This is a genomic window from Saccharopolyspora kobensis, assembly GCF_900108315.1.
Classification (GTDB): domain Bacteria; phylum Actinomycetota; class Actinomycetes; order Mycobacteriales; family Pseudonocardiaceae; genus Saccharopolyspora; species Saccharopolyspora kobensis.
The window spans coordinates 1,640,838-1,658,309 of record NZ_FNVB01000002.1 but is presented as its reverse complement, the minus strand read 5'-3'; the positions used below and the strand labels follow the sequence as shown (position 1 = coordinate 1,658,309).

At 73.8% G+C, this 17,472-nt stretch carries 12 protein-coding genes; 3 read left to right on the top strand and 9 right to left on the bottom strand.

Annotated features, from left to right (window positions below):
- The first annotated feature begins 2 nt into the window (after positions 1-2).
- On the top strand, positions 3-935 hold the full coding sequence (locus C4T78_RS07520; RefSeq protein ID WP_235863735.1) for an EamA family transporter: 933 nt from the start codon (positions 3-5) through the stop codon (positions 933-935).
- 330 nt (positions 936-1,265) lie between these two features.
- On the opposite strand, the gene C4T78_RS07515 is transcribed toward C4T78_RS07520, so the two are convergent.
- The 8 genes from C4T78_RS07515 to C4T78_RS07480 form a co-directional block, all read right to left on the bottom strand.
- Positions 1,266-5,513, bottom strand: a complete 4,248-nt coding sequence (locus C4T78_RS07515) for a cation-translocating P-type ATPase (protein WP_093356482.1) — start codon at positions 5,511-5,513, stop codon at positions 1,266-1,268.
- A 7-nt stretch (positions 5,514-5,520) separates the two neighbouring features.
- Positions 5,521-5,847, bottom strand: a complete 327-nt coding sequence (locus C4T78_RS07510) for a hypothetical protein (RefSeq protein WP_235863736.1) — start codon at positions 5,845-5,847, stop codon at positions 5,521-5,523.
- A gap of 63 nt (positions 5,848-5,910) precedes the next feature.
- Positions 5,911-6,573, bottom strand: a complete 663-nt coding sequence (locus C4T78_RS07505) for a sirohydrochlorin chelatase (protein ID WP_093356483.1) — start codon at positions 6,571-6,573, stop codon at positions 5,911-5,913.
- On the bottom strand, positions 6,570-6,893 hold the full coding sequence (nirD, locus tag C4T78_RS07500; protein WP_093356485.1) for a nitrite reductase small subunit NirD: 324 nt from the start codon (positions 6,891-6,893) through the stop codon (positions 6,570-6,572). Before nirD ends, C4T78_RS07505 begins: the two co-directional genes overlap by 4 nt.
- Positions 6,890-9,370, bottom strand: coding sequence for a nitrite reductase large subunit NirB (nirB, locus tag C4T78_RS07495; RefSeq protein WP_235863747.1), 2,481 nt, complete (start codon positions 9,368-9,370; stop codon positions 6,890-6,892). Before nirB ends, nirD begins: the two co-directional genes overlap by 4 nt.
- A gap of 170 nt (positions 9,371-9,540) precedes the next feature.
- A complete protein-coding gene (locus C4T78_RS07490) occupies positions 9,541-10,890 on the bottom strand; it encodes an FAD-dependent oxidoreductase (RefSeq protein WP_093356487.1) in 1,350 nt (449 codons plus the stop codon).
- Entirely contained in the window at positions 10,887-12,956 is a 2,070-nt protein-coding gene (locus C4T78_RS07485) for a molybdopterin oxidoreductase family protein (protein ID WP_093356489.1), read from the bottom strand. Before C4T78_RS07485 ends, C4T78_RS07490 begins: the two co-directional genes overlap by 4 nt.
- On the bottom strand, positions 12,949-14,328 hold the full coding sequence (locus C4T78_RS07480; RefSeq protein ID WP_093356490.1) for an MFS transporter: 1,380 nt from the start codon (positions 14,326-14,328) through the stop codon (positions 12,949-12,951). Before C4T78_RS07480 ends, C4T78_RS07485 begins: the two co-directional genes overlap by 8 nt.
- Positions 14,329-14,478: 150 nt before the next feature.
- Between C4T78_RS07480 and C4T78_RS07475 the strand changes: the two genes are divergently transcribed.
- Both C4T78_RS07475 and C4T78_RS07470 read left to right on the top strand, forming a co-directional pair.
- Entirely contained in the window at positions 14,479-15,297 is an 819-nt protein-coding gene (locus C4T78_RS07475) for an SIR2 family NAD-dependent protein deacylase (protein WP_177247728.1), read from the top strand.
- A gap of 212 nt (positions 15,298-15,509) precedes the next feature.
- The gene (locus tag C4T78_RS07470) at positions 15,510-16,811 is read left to right on the top strand and encodes an NlpC/P60 family protein (protein ID WP_235863737.1); all 1,302 of its coding nucleotides are present in this window, start codon (positions 15,510-15,512) and stop codon (positions 16,809-16,811) included.
- Positions 16,812-16,846: 35 nt separating this feature from the next.
- On the opposite strand, the gene C4T78_RS07465 is transcribed toward C4T78_RS07470, so the two are convergent.
- Positions 16,847-17,329 carry a GNAT family N-acetyltransferase gene (locus C4T78_RS07465; protein ID WP_093356493.1) on the bottom strand — a complete coding sequence of 161 codons (483 nt, stop codon included), beginning with the start codon at positions 17,327-17,329 and terminating at the stop codon, positions 16,847-16,849.
- Positions 17,330-17,472: the final 143 nt, after the last annotated feature.

Here is a 17,472-nt window from a genome sequence, read left to right as displayed (position 1 = left end):
GGGTGCGCAACCTGTCCAGCAGTGCCAAGTCCGCCGGGGTGGCGATCGCCATCGCTTCCGCGTTCTGCTTCGGCGGTTCGGGGCCGTTCGCCAAGCCGCTGATCACCGCCGGGTTCAGCCCGCTGCAGGTGGCGTGGCTGCGACTGGCCGGTGGTGCGCTGCTGATGCTGCCCTTCGCCCTCCGGCACGCCGCGGCCGTGCGGCGGGTGCCCAAGCTGCTCATCGGGTACGGGCTGTTCGCCATCGCCGGGGTGCAGGTCTTCTACTTCGCCTCGATCGCCAGCGTGCCGGTCGGGGTGGCGCTGCTGATCGAGTTCCTGGGGCCGGTGCTGGTGCTTGGCTGGATCCGCTTCGTGCGGCGGGCCCCGGTGAGCCGGTCGGCGGCGATCGGGGTGGCGATCGCGATGGTCGGCCTGGCCTGCGTGGTGGAGCTGTGGGCCGGGCTGAGCTTCGACCCGGTCGGCCTGCTGCTGGCGCTGGGCGCCGCGGGCTGCCAGGCCGCCTACTTCCTGCTGTCCGACAGCGGGCCGGAGGTCGATCCGTTCGCCCTCGCCGGGTTCGGGCTGCTGCTCGGCGCGGTGGTGGTGACCTTGATCGCGCAGCCGTGGGACATGGACTGGGCGCTGCTGCTCGGCGACGTGCAGCTGGCCGGCCGGCAGTTCCCGGCGCTGGTGGCGGTGGCCTGGATCGTCGTGTTCAGCACGGTGCTGGCGTACCTGACCGGCATCCTCGCGGTTCGCCGGTTGTCGCCGCAGGTGGCGGGCGCGGTCGCGTTCCTGGAGCCGGTGGTGGCCACCGTGCTCGCCTGGGCGCTGCTGTCGGAGGCGCTGGGGCCGGTCCAGCTGCTCGGCGGCGCGCTGATCCTCGCCGGTGCCTACGTCGCCCAGCGCTCCGCGCCGGCGAAGACCCAGGCCTCGGAGCTGGCCGGGGTGTAGGTCAGGACCGGCGTGATGTAGCTGTGCACGCAGCGCCGGCGGCCGTCCCGCCAGGTGTCCACATCGGTCGTCCGTTCGTCGGCGACCGCGCCGTGCTGAGTCGCGGGTTCCGGCAGGCCGGGGTCAGGCCGTGCGGAGGGTCTTGCGGACGAGGTGGACCACCAGGGTCTCCACCAGGGCGACGGCGGCAGCGGTCAGGACTGCGGTCAGGAACTGCATCGGGCTCTCTCCGGGTGTTCTGCGACGGTACGGCCCGACTGTGCGCCGGCCGGGTTAGCCGGGGTGCATCCGGAGGTGTCGGCGCGGTGAACCGGGCGATAACAGTGCAGGTCAGGAGGTGTTCCGCCGCCACTTCTGCCACATCAGCACCGCCAGTGCCGCAGCGATCGACGTGCCGGCCGCGATGGCCCACTGGTGCGGGAGCAGGGGACTGCTGCCGAAGAAGCGGCTGATGCCGGGCAGCTGCACGACGGCGACGAGCAGCACCAGCGAACCCGCTCCCGCGGCGAGGACCAGCGGCGTGCGGCCCCGCACCGCCAAGGTCTGCGCGAGCTGCGCGGAGACCAGTGCGACCAGGCCGGTGGTGCGCGCTTGAGCGGCGGTGGACAGCGGCCGGGCGAGCAGCCACGCGAGCCCGGCCGCACCGGCAGTGGCCGCGGCGCGGGCGTAGACGTCGTGCGCCAGCGCCGAGCCGAGCGAGACCTCGGGGCCCTCGGCCAGCAGCTTCTCCGGTGTGGCGTGCGGTGGCGGCCGGACCGCGATCGCGATGGCGGGCAGGACGTCGGTGAGCAGGTTGACCACCAGCAGCTGACGGGCGTTGAGCCCGGCTGCGGGGCTGAGCAGCCCGGTGCCCAGCGCATGGCCGATCTCGCCGAGGTTGCCGCCCAGCAGGATCGACAGCGCATCGCGCACCGACGTCCACATCCCGCGGCCTTCGACGATGCCGTCGGTCAGCGTCTCGATGCGGTCCTCGGCGACGACCAGGTCGGCGGCCTCGCGCGCCGCCGGGGTGGCCCGGGAGCCGAACGCGATGCCCACCTGCGCCAGGTTGATCGCCGGGACGTCGTTGGCGCCGTCGCCGGTCATCGCCACCACCCGGCCGCCGGCCCGCAGCCGGCTCACGATGCGGGCCTTCTGCGCCGGGCTCACCCGGGCGAACACCGCGATCCCGGGCAGTTCGCCGGTCAGCTGCTCGTCGTCGAGCCGGTCCAGCTCCGCGCCGGTGAGCACCCGCTTGCCGCCGAGCACGCCGAGCTCGGCGGCGATGGCCTCGGCGGTGCTCGGGTGATCGCCGGTGATCATGATCACGTCCACGCCCGCGCTGCTCAGCTGCGCGACGGCCTCGGCGGCGGCCGGGTGCACCGGATCGGCCAGCCCCAGCAGGCCGACGAACTCCAGGTCGTCCACATCGGACTCGGTGAGCTCGGTCGCGGCGGTGGCGGCGCGCTCGGCCACCGCCAGCAGCCGGTAGCCGTCCGCCGCCAGCCGCTCGATCTCGCGCTCGACCTCCGCCCGCGCTGCGGCGTCGAACGCCTCGCTGCCTTCCGCGGTCCGTCGGCGCGCGCACCGGTCGAGCACGACCTCCGGGGCCCCCTTGACCGAGAGCAGGCCGTCGACGCGCACCGCGTGGAAGCTCCGCGACGGTTCGAAGGGCAGCTCCGCCAGCACGGTTTCCTCCGCCGCGACACCTGCGGCGCGGGCGCCGTCGAGCACGGCCCGGTCGGTCAGGTGGGGGAGCGGGTGCTCGTCGCTCTGCCGCGGCGTGGCCCGCACGCCCGCGGCCACGATCTCCCGGTGCCGCTCGTCGAGGTGCGCGGTGGGCTGAGCGGTGCGGCCGTCGGAGATCTGGCCGAGCGCGATCCGGCCCTGCGTGAGGGTGCCGGTCTTGTCGAAGCACAGGGCATCGACCCGGCCCAGCGCCTCGATCGTGGCGGGGCTGCGCACGAGCACGCCGCGCCCGGCCAGGCGGCGGGCTGCGGCGAGCTCGGCGAGCGTGGCGACGAACGGAACGCCTTCGGGCACGGCGGCCACCGCCAGGCCCACGGAACGCGCGACGGTCCGGCCGAGCGGCACACCGCGCAGCAGATCGGCGACGAACAGCACGCCGCCCGCGCCGATGGAGACCGGCAGCAGCTTCTTCGTGAGCTCGCCCAGCCGGGCTTCGACGCCGTTGCCGGTCTCCGGCGCGCTGGTGCGCGCGGTGCGCCCGAGCTCGGTGTGCGTGCCGACCGCGACGACCACGGCCGTGCCGGTCCCGCTCGCGACGGCCGTGCCCCGGTAGACCATGCAGGTGCGGTCGGCGACGTCGGGCGCGGTGGTGGCCGCGATGTCCTTGACGACCAGCTGGGACTCGCCGGTCATGCTGGACTCGTCGACCTCCAGGCCGTCGGTGGACAGCAGGCGGCAGTCGGCGGGGACCCCGTCACCGGCGCGCAGCTCGACGACGTCGCCGGGCACCAGCTGGTCGGCCGGGACCACCTCGACGGTGCCTTCCCGCCTGCGGCGCGCGGGCACCTGCCCGGCGTCGAGCAGCCGGGTCAGCTCCCGGTCGGTGGCGACCCGTTGCACGCCGTCGACCAGCGCGCTGGCCAGCAGCACGCCGACGATCAGCGCCGCGTCGACCACCGAGCCCAGTCCGGCGGAGACGACGGCCCCGGCGCCGAGCACCGGCGTGATCGGGGTGATCAGGCCCGCCGCGGTCGCCCGGGCGATGCCGGGCCGGGCCCGGCCGCGATCGCGGTGCTGGTGCCGGGAAGCGGCGATGGATCTGCTCAGCCCCCGCTCGGAACTGGCCAGTGTGGACAGTGCCGCGTCCGGGGGCATGGCGTGCCAAGGCGTGCGCTCCTGCGGGATCGGCGGAGCGCGGTCGGCCGCCCGGATTCCCGCCCAGGTGCCGGTGAACAGCGCTGTCAGGGTGGTCGCCTGCACCGGCATCGAGGCGCGTGCCGGAGCGCCGAGTGCTGGTCCGAACGCGGTGAACAGCGCTCCCAAGCACGAACCGACGACCGACAGCAGCGCCGCGTTCCGGCTGGCCGCGCGGGCGTTCTCGGTCGCGGACAACAGCATGTGGACGACATCGGCTCGCGGGCACAGCACGTCGGCGCCCCACGGCGTCTGGTCCGATGTGGACAGTCCGATGCCGACGTCGGCGGCGGTCAGGGCGGCGTCCGCGCGGGCGGAGACCACGGCGACCACCGCGCCCTCGGCCTGCAGGCGCCGCACCGAGCGCGCCAGCCGGTTCCCACCGGGCACCACCCGCTCCAGCGGGAGCCTGTCGTCCAGCCGGTCGCCTGCGACCACCGCCGCACCGTTCGCGCGGGCCGCTTCCACCAGCGCTTCGGCCAGCGGATCCAGCTCGTCGACGACGTCGACCCGCGCGACGACCTCGCCGCGGTGCCGCAGCACCACATCACCCGACTGCGGTCCGGCCGACCAGTCGCCGAGAACCTTCTCCGCCGTCGGGTCCTGCGGATCGACGAGCCGGCTGGCCCGGACGAACAGCTCCGCGGCGTCGGCCTCCGGATCCACCGGCACCACGGAGTCCACCGCGCGGCGGCCGGTCAGCAGCACCGGAGCGTCGAACACGACGGTGTCGACGCGGTCGAGCCTGCGCAGCGCATCGGGATCCAGGACCAGCCCGCCCCGTGCCGAGATCGCGGTGGTGAGCTGCGCGGCGAAGGCCTCGCGCCCGGCTTTGGCGGGCTTCGGCGCCCCGGCGACCAGCATGGCCAGCGCCCGAGGCGGATTGCGGGAAGCGGCGAGCACGGTGCCGTAACCGGCCAGCGCTGCCGTTCCCGAGACACCGGCGACCCGCTCGACGAGACCGTCCGGAACCGGCTGCGGGCGCGGTTCGACGGCTACCGGATCGCAGCGGTGCACCGAACTGCGCTCCCACTCGGCCCAGGCCTGCTGCCGGGCGAGCATCTCGCGCGAGGCGCAGAACCGGACGCACAAGTGCGTGAACACGCCGAGCGGACTCCGGGACAACCCGTGCGAGACCGCGCCACCGAGCGCGAGCAGGCTGTCCGCAGGCGCGCGGCCGAGCTTGCGCTCCAGCTCGCGGCGCATCCACGGCACGGTGTCGACCAGCGACACCGCGGCGGGCAGCAGCGGTGGCAGCACGCGCACCGGCAGCAGCGCGGCCGCAGTGGCGTAGCCGAGCCCGGCCAGGCTGATGACCAGCGCCGCCGCTTCGCGGAGCACCGGCTCGGCGTTGGCGGGGTGGGCGGTGCTGCGCGGTGACATCTCCGCGGCGTCCAGGCCGTGCTCGCCCTCGACGTCGGAGATCAGGCGGGACAGCGCCGCGATGTCCACGCCCGGTTCGTGCTCGACGACAACGCGGCCGAGCACGCCGTTGATCTCGGCGCGGCGCACGCCGTCGACGTCCGCCACCCGGGCTTCGATCTCGCGGGCCGTCGCCTCGGAGCCGGGTTCGTGCAGGCCGCGGACCTCCAGGTGGCTGCGGTGCCGACCGGCCCACACCCGGCGACCGGTGGGAGCGGCCGTCGTGGTGCGGGCCGCCTGCAAAACCGGTGCGGCGACCTCGGCTGCTTTGGCGAGCAGCCGGCTCAGTGGCATCTCGCGCTCAGCTCTTGCCCGCCTCCTTGTGCATGCTGCGCTGGACGAGCGCATTGCCGATGCCGATCGCCGCCGCGACCGGCCACTCGATGATGCTGAACGCCGCCGCCGCGGTCAGCCCGCCGTAGAACAGCAGCTGATCGCGGGAGGGCATCTGGTGGCGCACGGTGTCGACGGCGGAGGCGACGTTCTCGCCACCGGGCAGCGGGATCTTGGCGGTGTGCAGCTCAGCCGTCACGTAGGGCACGGGGATCGCGGGAGCCTCGTGGCGGCTCTTGCTCGCGGGTTGCCGACGGGTGCGGTGCGCGGTGCTGGAACTCGTCGTGCTGGACATCTGGACAACCCCCTCGACCGAACGTGCTGCCGTAGCAATCGGTGTACCCCGCCGGCCGGGTTTTCAGGCGGCGGGAACCACGCGGAGGGCCTGCCGGTAGCGGCGGGCGACGAGCTGCACCACGGCGGGGTGGTCGCTGATCGGCTCGGCCAGGCCGGCCACCGGCAGCTCCGCCAGCCGCCGGTGGAACAGGCCCGGGGCCAGCAGGTACGGCGCGATGAAGTCGCCGGGGCCGCAGACCTCGGCGGTGGCCGGGGCGGCGGTGGTGACGAAGCTCGGGACCGGCCACTGCCCGCAGCGGCGGCCCAGCAGCCGCGCCGCCGCGCGCACGTCGGCCAGCGCCCTCGCGTCGGAGGACCCGGCGGCGGAGAGCACGATCCGCCTGCCGGGCCGCCACCCGGCCGCGACCAACCGCGTGCGCATCGCCTCGACGAGCTCCGGGGCCGGGCCCAGCGCCGGTGCGAGCACGGCGTCCGGCCGCCCGCTGGCGGCGATCTGCTCGGGGAGATCGGTGCGCACGTGGTACCCGGAGGCCAGGAAGGCGGGCACCACGACCACCGGGCCGTCGAGACCCTCCAGCGCTTCGGCCGCGGTCGGCCCGATGACGTCGACGTAGCCCACCCGCACCGGCACGCCCAGCCGGTCGGCCGCTGCGGCGGCCAGCCGCTCGACCACCCGGGGACCGGCCGGATCGCGGGTGCCGTGGGCGACCAGCAGCAGGTTCACGGCAGCGCGACCTCCACGACGTCGGCCCGGCGCCGGACCGGGTAGACCGGCAGCCGCGCCGCCGGATCGTCCAGGCACAGCCCGGTGCGCAGCGAGAAGACCTGCTTGAGCATCGGCGAGGCGACGGTGGGCTCACCGCCGCGGTCGCCGACGATGCCGCGGCTGATCACCCCGGCCCCGCAGAACGGGTCGACGTTGCCGACCGCGAACAGCTCGTCGTCGCGCGTGCGGAACACCGCCACCGACCGGTCGTGGACCAGCGCGGGCACCCCGCACTCGGGCGGCAGCAGGTCGAGTTCGCAGATCCGTTGCCAGTTCACCTGGGCACCTCCTGGGTTGCGACGGCGGGCATCGGCAGCACCACCGGACCGGGCCGGATCTGACCGCGCTCCCGCACGAAGCGGATGGTCGGGTCCGGCGCCCCCGGGGCGTTGACGAAGGAGACGAAGCGGGCCAGCTTGGCCGGATCGGCCAGCACTCCGGCCCACTCGTCGGAGTAGTCGTCGACGTGGCGGCGCATGGCCGCCTCCAGCTCCTCGGCGATGCCCAGCGAGTCCTCGACGACGACCTCGCGCAGGTGCTCCAGGCCGCCGTCCAGCGACTCCACCCAGGCCGAGGTGCGCTGCAGCCGGTCGGCGGTGCGCACGTAGAACATCAGGAACCGGTCGATCAGCCGGATCAGCAGCTCGTCGTCGAGGTCGGCGGCCAGCAGTTCGGCGTGCCTGGGCGCGAACCCGCCGTTGCCGCCGACGTAGAGGTTCCAGCCCCTGTCGGTGGCGATCACGCCGAAGTCCTTGCCGCGCGCCTCGGCGCACTCGCGGGCGCACCCGGACACCCCGGCCTTGATCTTGTGCGGCGCCCGCAGCCCCCGGTAGCGCAGCTCCAGCCGGATGGCCATGCTCACCGAGTCCTGCACGCCGTAGCGGCACCAGTCGTCGCCGACGCAGGACTTCACGGTGCGCAGCGCCTTGCCGTAGGCGTGCCCGGACTCGAACCCGGCGTCGACCAGCCGCCGCCAGATCAGCGGCAGCTGCTCCACCCGCGCGCCGAACAGGTCGATGCGCTGCCCGCCGGTGATCTTGGTGTAGAGGCCGAAGTCCCGCGCCACCTCGCCCAGCACGATCAGCTTGTCCGGGGTGATCTCCCCGCCGGGCACCCTGGGCACCACCGAGTAGGTGCCGTTGCGCTGCAGGTTGGCCAGGAAGCGGTCGTTGGTGTCCTGCAGCGCGGCCTGCTCGCCGTCGAGGATGTGCCCGTGGCCGAGGCTGGCCAGCACGGAGGCCACGGCCGGTTTGCAGATGTCGCAGCCGCGCCCGCTGCCGTGCTTGCCGATCAGCTCGGAGAAGGAGGTCGTCCCGGTCGCGCGGACGATCTCGAACAGCTCGCTGCGCGACTGCGGGAAGTGCTCGCACAGCGCCTTGGAGGTGGCCACCCCGCACTCGCCGAGCAGGTTCTTGAGCATCGGCACGCACGAACCGCAGCTGCTGCCCGCCTTCGTGCAGGCCTTGATGCCCGGCACGTCGGTGAGCCCCTGCTCGGCGATGGCCGCGGTGATGTCCTGCTTGGTGACGTTGTTGCAGGAGCACACCGTGGCGTCGGCGGGCAGCGCACCGGCGTCCACACCGGACCCGGCGGGCAGCAGCAGCTGCTCGGGCGGCGCGGGCAGCTCGCGGCCCACCAGCGGTCGCAGCACCGAGTACGCACCGGCGTCGCCGACGAGCACTCCGCCGAGCAGCACCCGTGCGTCGTCGCTGAGCACGAGCTTGGCGTAGGTGCCCGCCGCGTTGTTGGCGTAGACGACCTCCAGCGCGCCTTCGGTCTCGCCGTGCGCGTCGCCGAAGCTCGCCACGTCCACGCCGAGCAGCTTGAGCTTGGTGGACAGGTCGGCGCCGGGGAAGGCACCGCCGCCCAGTCCCACCAGCTGATCGGCGACTCCTTCGGCCATGCTGTAGCCGGGCGCGACCAGCCCGTAGCAGCGGCCTTGCACCGCAGCGCACTCGCCGATGGCCCAGACGTTCTCGTCCGCGGTGCGGCAGAACTCGTCCACCAGGATCCCGCCGCGCTCGGCGCGCTCCAGCCCGGCGATCCCGGCCAGCTCGTCGCGCGGCCGGACTCCGGCGGAGAACACCACGAGCTCGGTGCCGATCACCGTGCCGTCGGCCAGCGCCACACCGCGCACCCGGCCGTCGCCGTCGATGGACTTCGTCGCCGCACCGCAGTGCACGGTCAACCCGAGGTCGCCGACCAGGCGGCCGAGCACCTGACCGCCGCCCTCGTCGACCTGCAGCGGCATCAGCCGCGGCGCCATCTCCACGACGTGCGGGCGCATCCCCAGCAGCCGCAGCGCGTTGGCCGCTTCCAACCCGAGCAGGCCGCCACCGATGACCACGCCCGGCGCGCCCTCGACCGCGGCGGCGCGGATGGCGTCGAGATCCTCGATGGTGCGGTAGACGAAGCAGCCGTCGAGGTCGTGGCCGGGCACCGGCGGCACGAACGGCCGCGAACCGGTGGCCAGCACCAGCGCGTCATAGCCCAGCACCGATCCGTCCGATGTGGACACCGTGCGGGCAGCCCGGTCGACACCGGTCACCGCGGTGCCCAGCCGCAGCTCGACCAGCGGATCGGCCAGCACCTCCTGACCGGTCAGGCTCAGATCCGCCGCGCTCTTGCCGTCCAGGTACGACGACAGCGCGACCCGGTCGTAGGCCGGCCGCGGTTCCTCGCCGAGCACGACGATCCGCCAGGTGCCCGCCGAGTCGCGCGCCCGCAACTCCTCGACGAGCCGGTGCCCGACCATCCCGTGTCCGACGACGATGAGCGTGCGCTGCCCCGCCTCTCCGCCCTTTTTCGTGGTGGCCGCGTCCGGAATCAATCTCGCGTTCCGTGGATTCTTGTGGCTGGGTTGCATCACGGTCCCCTGAAGTGCGGTTTCGCAGGACTTCGGTCGACGCGGGACTGTCAGACGTGTCACGCGACGCCCTCTTTCTGGTGTTCGGTGCGCTCGGCCAGGGCTGCGCAGAGACTCGCGACGTCGTCGGCGCAGCCACCGCAGCCCGTGGTCGCCCGCGTCGCCCTGGCCAGCTCGGCCACCGAGCGGGCGCCGCCCTGCCAGGCGGCGGTCAGCGACTTCCTGGTGACGTTGTTGCAGCGGCAGATCACCGCTTCCACGGGCAGTTCGCCGGGGACGGCAGCGGGGGTGCCCAGCAGCAGCGCGAGGCGGTCGGCGGGCACCGGCAGATCCCGGTCGTGCAGCTGCGTGACCGAGGCGATGGCCGCCGGGAAGCCGAGCAGCACCGCGCCGGCGATCCGCTCGTCCCGCAGCGCCAGCTTGGCGTAGCGGCCCCGCGCCGGGTCGGAGAGCGTGACGACCTCGGCGTCCGCGCCGTCGAGGACGCCGATCGAGACCAGCTCGACCCCGCGCGCCTTGAGCCTGGTGACCGCGCGGCTGCCGGGATATCCCGCGTTCCCGCCGCAGAGCACGTCGGCGAGCACCTCGGCCTGCTCCCACGCCGAGGCGATCGAGCCTGGGGTGCTGCCGTCGTGCTCGGCGCAGTCGCCGATGGCGTGGATGCGCGGATCGCTGGTGCGCAGCTGGTCGTCCACCACGACCCCGCGTCGCACCGCCAGTCCGGCCAGCACGGCCAGCGCCGTCTCCGGCACCACACCGGTGCAGGCGATCACCAGCCGGGCCGGGACCTCCTCGCCGCTGTCCAGGAGCAACCGCCCCGACCGGTGGGCGACCGCGTTCCCGGACCGGATGCCGATCCCGAGCTCGCCGAGCCGGTCGGCCAGCAGCCTGCCCCCGGCCGGATCCAGCTGGCGCTCCATCAGGTGCGGCTGCGAGTGCACCAGAGTCACCTCGTGACCCCGCGCCACCAGCGCCCGCGCCGCTTCGACACCGAGCACCCCGCCGCCCAGCACGGCCAGCGGGCCGGCCGCGCCGCCGATGCGTTCGCAGTCGGCCAGCGTGCGCAGCGGCACGAGCCCGGGGATCTCGGGCAGCCGCGGCCGCGAGCCGGTCGCCAGCACCAGGACGTCGTAGCCGATCTCATCGCCGGTGCCGGTGCGCACGACCCGCCGGTCGCGGTCGATCCCGGTGGCAGTCACGCCCAACCGGACCTCGGCGTCCACATCGGGCAGTCGCACCGCCTCGGCGGGCAGCTCCCCGGCCAGCACCGAGCCCAGCAGCACCCGGTTGTAGGCGTGGTGCGGTTCCTCGCCCAGCACCGCGATCGGCCCGCTGCGGCCCCGGGCCCGCAGCCGCTCGACCAGCCGGTGCGCGGCCGGGCCGTTGCCGATGACGACGAGCCGGCTCACCTGGCGGTCACCTCCGCCTCGATGCGCACCGAGCTGACCTTGAACTCGGGCATCCGGCTGCGCGGATCGAGCGCGTCGCCGGTGAGCAGGTTCGCCCGGCCCGTCCCGGGGAAGTGGAACGGCAGGAACACGGTGTCGGTGCGCATGGTGGTGACCACCCGCACCCGCGCGAGCGCGCTGCCGCGCGGGGAGGTCACCCGGGCCAGCACGCCGTCGGCGAGTCCGGCGCGGTGGGCGGTGTCCGGGTGGATCTCCACGAACGCCTCGGGAGCGGCCTCGTTGAGCTCGGCCACCCGCCGGGTCTGCGCCCCGGACTGGTACTGCGCGAGCACCCGGCCGGTGGTGGCGGTCAGCGGGAACGCCTCCTGCGGGCCCTCGGCCGGATCGCGGTGCTCGACGGCGGCGAAGCGGGCCAGCCCGTCGGGATGCGCGAAGGAGTCCAGGAACAACCGCGGCGTGCCGGGATGAACGGTGTCCGGGCACGGCCAGTGCAGCGCTTCGCCGGCGTCGAGCCGCTCGTAGCTGATCCCGGAGTAGTCGGCCTTGCCACCCGCCGAAGCGCGGCGCAGCTCGTCGAAGACCTCGCGCGGGCCGGTGGGGTAGCGGTGGCCCGGCTCGCCCAGCCGCACGGCCAGGCCGTGCAGGACCTCCAGGTCGCTGCGCGCATGCCCGGGCGGCACCTGCAACCGGCGGCGCCGCAGGACCCGGCCCTCCAGGTTGGTCATGGTGCCCTCCTCCTCGGCCCACTGCGTGACCGGCAGCACCACGTCGGCGATACGCGCGGTCTCCGACGGCACGAAATCGGCCACCACCAACATGTCCAATGCGGACAGACGGGCGCCGATGTGCGCGGCGTTGGGGGCCGAAACCACCGGATTGGAGCCGAAGACCAGCAGCGCCCGCGGCCCGTGCGCGGTGCCCAGCGCGTCGAGCAGCTCGTAGGCGCTGCGACCCGGACCCGGCAGTACCTCGGGCGGCACGCCCCAGATCCCGGCCACGTGCTCGCGCGCTCGCGGGTCGTCGATCATCCGGTAGCCGGGCAGCTGGTCGGCCTTCTGGCCGTGCTCGCGCCCGCCCTGCCCGTTGCCCTGCCCGGTCAGGCAGCCGTAGCCGCTCCCGACCCGGCCCGGCAGGCCGAGCGCGAGGGCGAGGTCGATGAACCCGGCGACCGTGTCGGTGCCCTTGCTGTGCTGCTCCGCACCGCGCCCGGTGAGCACGTAGCCGCTCCCGGCCTCGGCGAGCATCCGCACGGCCTGGCGCTGCGCGGACACCGGAACCCCGGTCACCCGCTCGACGCGTTCCGGCCACCAGGTCATCGCCCGCTGCCGGGCCGCTTCGAACCCGGTCGTGCGGGCCGCGACGTAGTCCTCGTCGATCCAGCCGTCGGCCACCGCCACGTGCAGCAGTCCCAGCACCAGAGCCAGATCGGTGCCGGGCGCGGGTTGCAGGTGCAGCGCGGCGCGCTCGGCGGTGGCGGTGCGGCGCGGGTCGATCACGATCAGCTGCGCGGAGCGCAGGTGCTGCATCAGCGGCGGCATCGTCTCGGCCGGGTTGGCCCCGGCCAGCAGGACCACGTCCGCGCCACCGAGGTCGGTGACCGGGAACGGCAGCCCGCGGTCCAGCCCGAACGCGGCGTTGCCCGCCGCCGCGGCCGAGGACATGCAGAACCGGCCGTTGTAGTCGATCTGGCTGGTGCCCAGCGCCAGCCGGGCGAACTTGCCGAGCAGGTAGGCCTTCTCGTTGGTCAGCCCACCGCCGCCGAACACCCCGACGGCGTCCGGCCCGTGCTCGTCGCGGAGGCGCCGCACACCATCGGCGACGACACCGAGCGCGGTGTCCCAGTCGACCGGGGTGAGCACGCCGTCCCGGCGCACCAGCGGGTGCTGCAACCGGTCCGCCACGTCGAGCAGCGCCGGAGCGGTCCACCCCTTCTGGCACAGACCTCCCCGGTTGACCGGGAAATCGGTGGGCCGCACCGACACCCCGCGCCGCTCGCGGGTCAGCTGGGTACCGCACTGCAGCGCGCAGTAGGGGCAGTGCGTGGCGACCGTCCGCAGCTCAGGCACGGGTGACCTCCGCCTCCGGCCGCGCGGCAGGCGCCTCGGCGCGCGAATCCCGCAGGTAGATCGCCCAGGTCACGAGCACGCAGAGCAGGTAGTAGCCGAGGAACACCAGCAGCGCCGAGTCGCCGCTGGCGGCCTCGCCGCCGTAGGAAGCGCGGAACGCCAAGTTGATGCCCACGCCGCCGAGCGCTCCGACCGCACCGGCGATGCCGATGACCGCGCCGGACAACCGGCGGGCGCGGGCGAAGGCCGCGATCGCCTCTCCGCCGTCGGTGACCTCGTCCTCGGCCTCCCGGGCGAAGATCGCCGGGATCATCTTGTACGTCGACCCGTTGCCGACACCGGTCAGCACGAACAGCGCGATGAACGCCGCCACGTAACCCGCGAACGAACCCTGCGCCGAAGCGACCAGCAGCGCCGCGGTGCCCGCGGTCAGACCGACGAACGTCCACGCCGTCACCCGCGCGCCGCCGAGGCGGTCCGAGAGCCAGCCGCCCGCCGGGCGGGCGACCGAACCCAGCAGCGGGCCGAGGAAGGTCCAGCCGGCCGCCTGCAGCGGGGTGAAGCCGAACTCGGTCTGCAGCACCAGGCCGAAGGCGAAGCTGTAGCCGATGAACGAGCCGAAGGTGCCGATGTAGAGCAGCGAGATCCACCAGGTGTGCCGGTTCGCGGCGGCCTCCAGGAGCGCGCCGGGCCGGGCCCGCACCGAGTCCACGTTGTCCATGAACAGCGCAGCGCACAGCGCGGCCAGCACGATCAGCGGCAGGTAGACCGCCGCGACGTAGGCCGGGCTGGTGCTGCCCGCGACGGCGATCACCAGCAGGCCGACGACCTGCACCGCCGCCACCCCGAGGTTGCCGCCGCCCGCGTTGAGCCCCAGCGCCCAGCCCTGGTGCCGCTGCGGGAAGAACGTCGTGATGTTGGTCATCGACGAGGCGAAGTTCCCGCCGCCGACCCCGGCGGTGGCGCCGATGAGCAGGAAGACCCACAGCGGGGTGCCCGGCTGCTGCACGAAGTAGCAGGCCAGCCCGGCGGGCACCAGCAGCACCGCGGAGCTGAAGACCGTCCAGTTGCGGCCGCCGAAGCGGGTCACCGCCGCGGCGTAGGGCAGCCGCAGCACCGCGCCCACCAGGTTCGGCGTGACCACCAGCAGGAACTTCTCGGCTGCGGTGAACGGCAGGCCGATCTCCGGCGACATGAACAGCACCAGCACCGACCAGATGCTCCAGACGGAGAACCCGATGTGCTCCGAGACGATCGAGAAGATCAGGTTGCGACGGGCCACAGCTCTGCCGGTGGACTCCCAGAACTCCTCGTCCTCGGGGTTCCAGCCCTCGATCCAGCGGCTCCCGCGCGCCGGTGCTCTCGCGGTCATTCGGCTCCTCCCGTCGGTTGACCCGAAGTTAGGAAGCCGGTGTTTCACCCGGGTGCGCCCGGCGTTACCGGGATGCAAACCGGGGTGTGATCGGGGGAACCGCGGGCGGGGGCGTCCCGTCCCGGGCTTTCGTGGCACCGTGTAGGCGTGATGCAACGAGGCACGGGCGATTGGCAGCGGGCGCGTGAGCTGTTCGGCGGAGCGCGCCGGGTGACCGCCCTGACCGGGGCCGGGGTGTCGACCTCGGCGGGCATTCCCGATTTCCGCGGCCCCAACGGGGTGTGGACCAAGAACCCAGCGGCCCAGCGCCTCACCGACATCGACAGCTACGTCGCCGACCCGCGGGTGCGCGAGCAGGCGTGGCGCAACCGCGCCGAGCACCCGGCCTGGCACGCCGAACCCAGCGCCGCGCACCGCGCGTTCGTCGACCTCGACCGCTCCGGGCGGCTCCGCGCGCTGCTGACCCAGAACATCGACGAGCTGCACCAGCGCGCCGGACTGGACCCGGACAAGGTGCTGGAGCTGCACGGCACGATCTTCCAGGTGGTGTGCCTGGACTGCGGTGCGGTCGGCCCGATGGCCGCGACCCTGGAACGGGTGGCCGCCGGGGAATCCGATCCGCCCTGCCGGTCCTGCGGCGGCATCCTCAAGTCCGCCACCGTCTCCTTCGGCCAGTCGCTGGATCCCGACGTGATCCGGACCGCCCAGCGCGCCGCGCTGGACTGCGACCTGTTCCTCGCCGCCGGTACCTCGCTGACCGTCCACCCGGCGGCCGGTCTCGCCGAGCTCGCCGTCAAGGCCGGTGCCGAGCTGATCATCTGCAACGCCGAACCGACGCCCTACGACGAGCTGGCCGCGGCGGTCCTCCGCGACCCGCTGGACGAGGTGCTGCCCGGACTGGTCGGCGCCCCGCTGGTCGAACCGACCCGCCCGCTGCACACCTGGGGCGACCCGAGCACCTGGTCCTGAGCCCTGGTCGATCACTGAGCGTCATCATCCCAATGGCTGGGAGCAGTCGTGACCCGTGTGGCTGATGTTGCGCATGTCGTCAGCGGTCCCAGTGGTGCGATAGGGACGAAAGTGGCAAAGTTTGAGGCCGTCGTGTGGCCCATTCAGCCCAATGAATGACCGCTGAATGGGCGTACCAGCCGGAGGTGACGGTCGTGCCAGGAAGTCGAAACGTGCGTAGAACCGCCGCCATCGCGCTGCTCGTCGCCCTCGGGGCGGCGACTCCGGGCGTCGGCGCGGCGGTGCCGCCACCGCCGCCGAACCCCAGCGACGCCGAGCTCCAGGCCGGTCGCGCGCGGTCGCAGCAGGTGGCCGGGCAGGTCGGCGAACTGGCGAACCGGCTGGCCGAGGCGGAATCCCGGCTGCTCGACCTGCAGGCGCAGGTCGAGGTCAAGATGGAGGACGCGAACAAGGCGCGCGTCGACCTGGGCCGGGCCGAGAACGCCTACGACGACGCCCGCCGCGCCGCGGAATCGGCCGCCGTCGAGGCGGGCGTGGCCGCCCAGCACATCGAGCAGCAGCGCCGGCGCGTGGACCGGTTCGTGGCGGGCAGCTACCGGCAGGGCAGCCAGGTCGGCTCGGCGACGGCGTTCGTCGGTTCCCGGACGCCGCAGGACGTGCTCGACCGGGCGCTGTTCCTGGACGTGATCAGCAAGTCCGAGCTCGACGTGCAGGACGACCTGGAACGCGCCCGGGTGGAGAAGGTCAACAAGGACTCGCTGGCCCGGGCCGCGCTGGAGGAGGCCGAGGCCAAGCGGCAGGAGGCCGACGAGGCCCGCCGCGCGGCGGAGGCGGCCGAGCGGGCGGCGGTCACCGCCCAGAACGCCCAGGCCGACCAGGCCCGGCGGCTGGAGACCGACAAGTCCGGGGTCGAGGCGCAGCTGGCCGAGGCCCGCTCGCACGTGTCCGGCCTGGAGCAGCAGCGCGGTCAGTACCAGGACTGGCTGGCCGACAAGGAGCGCGAGGAGGCGGCTGCCGCGCAGGCCGCCGCCCAGGCCGCCACCCAGTCGACCGGCTCCCACGTTCCGGCGCGGCCAGCGGCCCCGGCCAGCGGCCGGTCGGTCGAGGTGGTGATCAGCCGGGCCCTGTCCCAGCTCGGCGTGCAGTACGCCTGGGGCGGCGGCAACTCGCGCGGGCCGACGCGCGGCATCCGCGACGGGGGAGTGGCCGACTCCTACGGCGACTACGCCAAGACCGGTTTCGACTGCTCCGGGCTGATGATCTACGCGTTCGCCGGCGCCGGGATCTCGCTCGACCACTACAGCGGCTACCAGTACCAGTCCGGGCGCCGGGTGCCGCTGTCGCAGATGCGCCGCGGCGACATGCTGTTCTGGCAGACCCGCGGCCGGATCCACCACGTGGCCCTGTACCTGGGCAACGGCAAGATGGTGGAAGCGCCGTACTCGGGTTCGCGGGTCCGCGTGACGTCGGTGCGCTACGGCGGCATCGCCCCGTACGCGGTCCGCATGCTCTGACCGGAGGGCGGGCCGCGCGGCCCGCCCTCGGTGCTTCACACCGCCTTCGTGTAGCTGACGTTCGGGAACGGTGTGAAGCCGAGCGATTCGTACAGCGCCCGAGCCGGAGCGTGGAAGTCGTCCCCGCCGGTGCTGATCGAGATCACCTCCGCGCCCGCGGCGCGCATGTGCGCCATGGCGTGTTCGGCGAGCGCGGCGCCGATGCCGAGCCGCCGGTGCGCCGGGGAGACGGCCAGGATGTCGATCTCACCGTGCCGTTCGGTCTCCTGGAGGATCCAGCCGACGAACCCGGTCACCTGACCGTCCTCCCGGGCGACGGCGGCGAACTTCCCACCGTCCGGGTCGTGCAGGCCGGCGAGGTGCCGGCGGTAGTCCGCCCGCCAGTCGCCGTGGCGGTTGGCGAAGACGGTTTCGCCGACGTGCGGGCGGAACGAGTCCTCGAAGAACGGCCCGAACGCGGTCACGGCCAGGTCGAGCAGAGCGGGGAGATCCGCGGGATCGAGTGGACGGATGTCCATGGTGGATGTGCCTTTCGCTGAGAGCACGAGCGGCGCCGCTGTCCGGGCCGGACAACGGCGGTCTGGGCGTCTCTCAGCTGCGAGTGCGGGTAGCCGCGTAGCACTCCACGGCGCGAACCGTACCAGCATCGGCAGCGCGCGCG

Excerpts from the sequence above, each read along its gene's own strand:
- C4T78_RS07480 (WP_093356490.1), bottom strand. The coding sequence starts at position 14,328 with ATGACCGCGAGAGCACCGGCGCGCGGGAGCCGCTGGATCGAGGGCTGG.
- C4T78_RS07510 (WP_235863736.1), bottom strand. The coding sequence starts at position 5,847 with ATGTCCAGCACGACGAGTTCCAGCACCGCGCACCGCACCCGTCGGCAA.
- C4T78_RS07465 (WP_093356493.1), bottom strand. The coding sequence starts at position 17,329 with ATGGACATCCGTCCACTCGATCCCGCGGATCTCCCCGCTCTGCTCGAC.
- nirB (WP_235863747.1), bottom strand. The coding sequence starts at position 9,370 with ATGGTCGGGCACCGGCTCGTCGAGGAGTTGCGGGCGCGCGACTCGGCG.
- C4T78_RS07475 (WP_177247728.1), top strand. The coding sequence starts at position 14,479 with ATGCAACGAGGCACGGGCGATTGGCAGCGGGCGCGTGAGCTGTTCGGC.
- C4T78_RS07515 (WP_093356482.1), bottom strand. The coding sequence starts at position 5,513 with ATGCCACTGAGCCGGCTGCTCGCCAAAGCAGCCGAGGTCGCCGCACCG.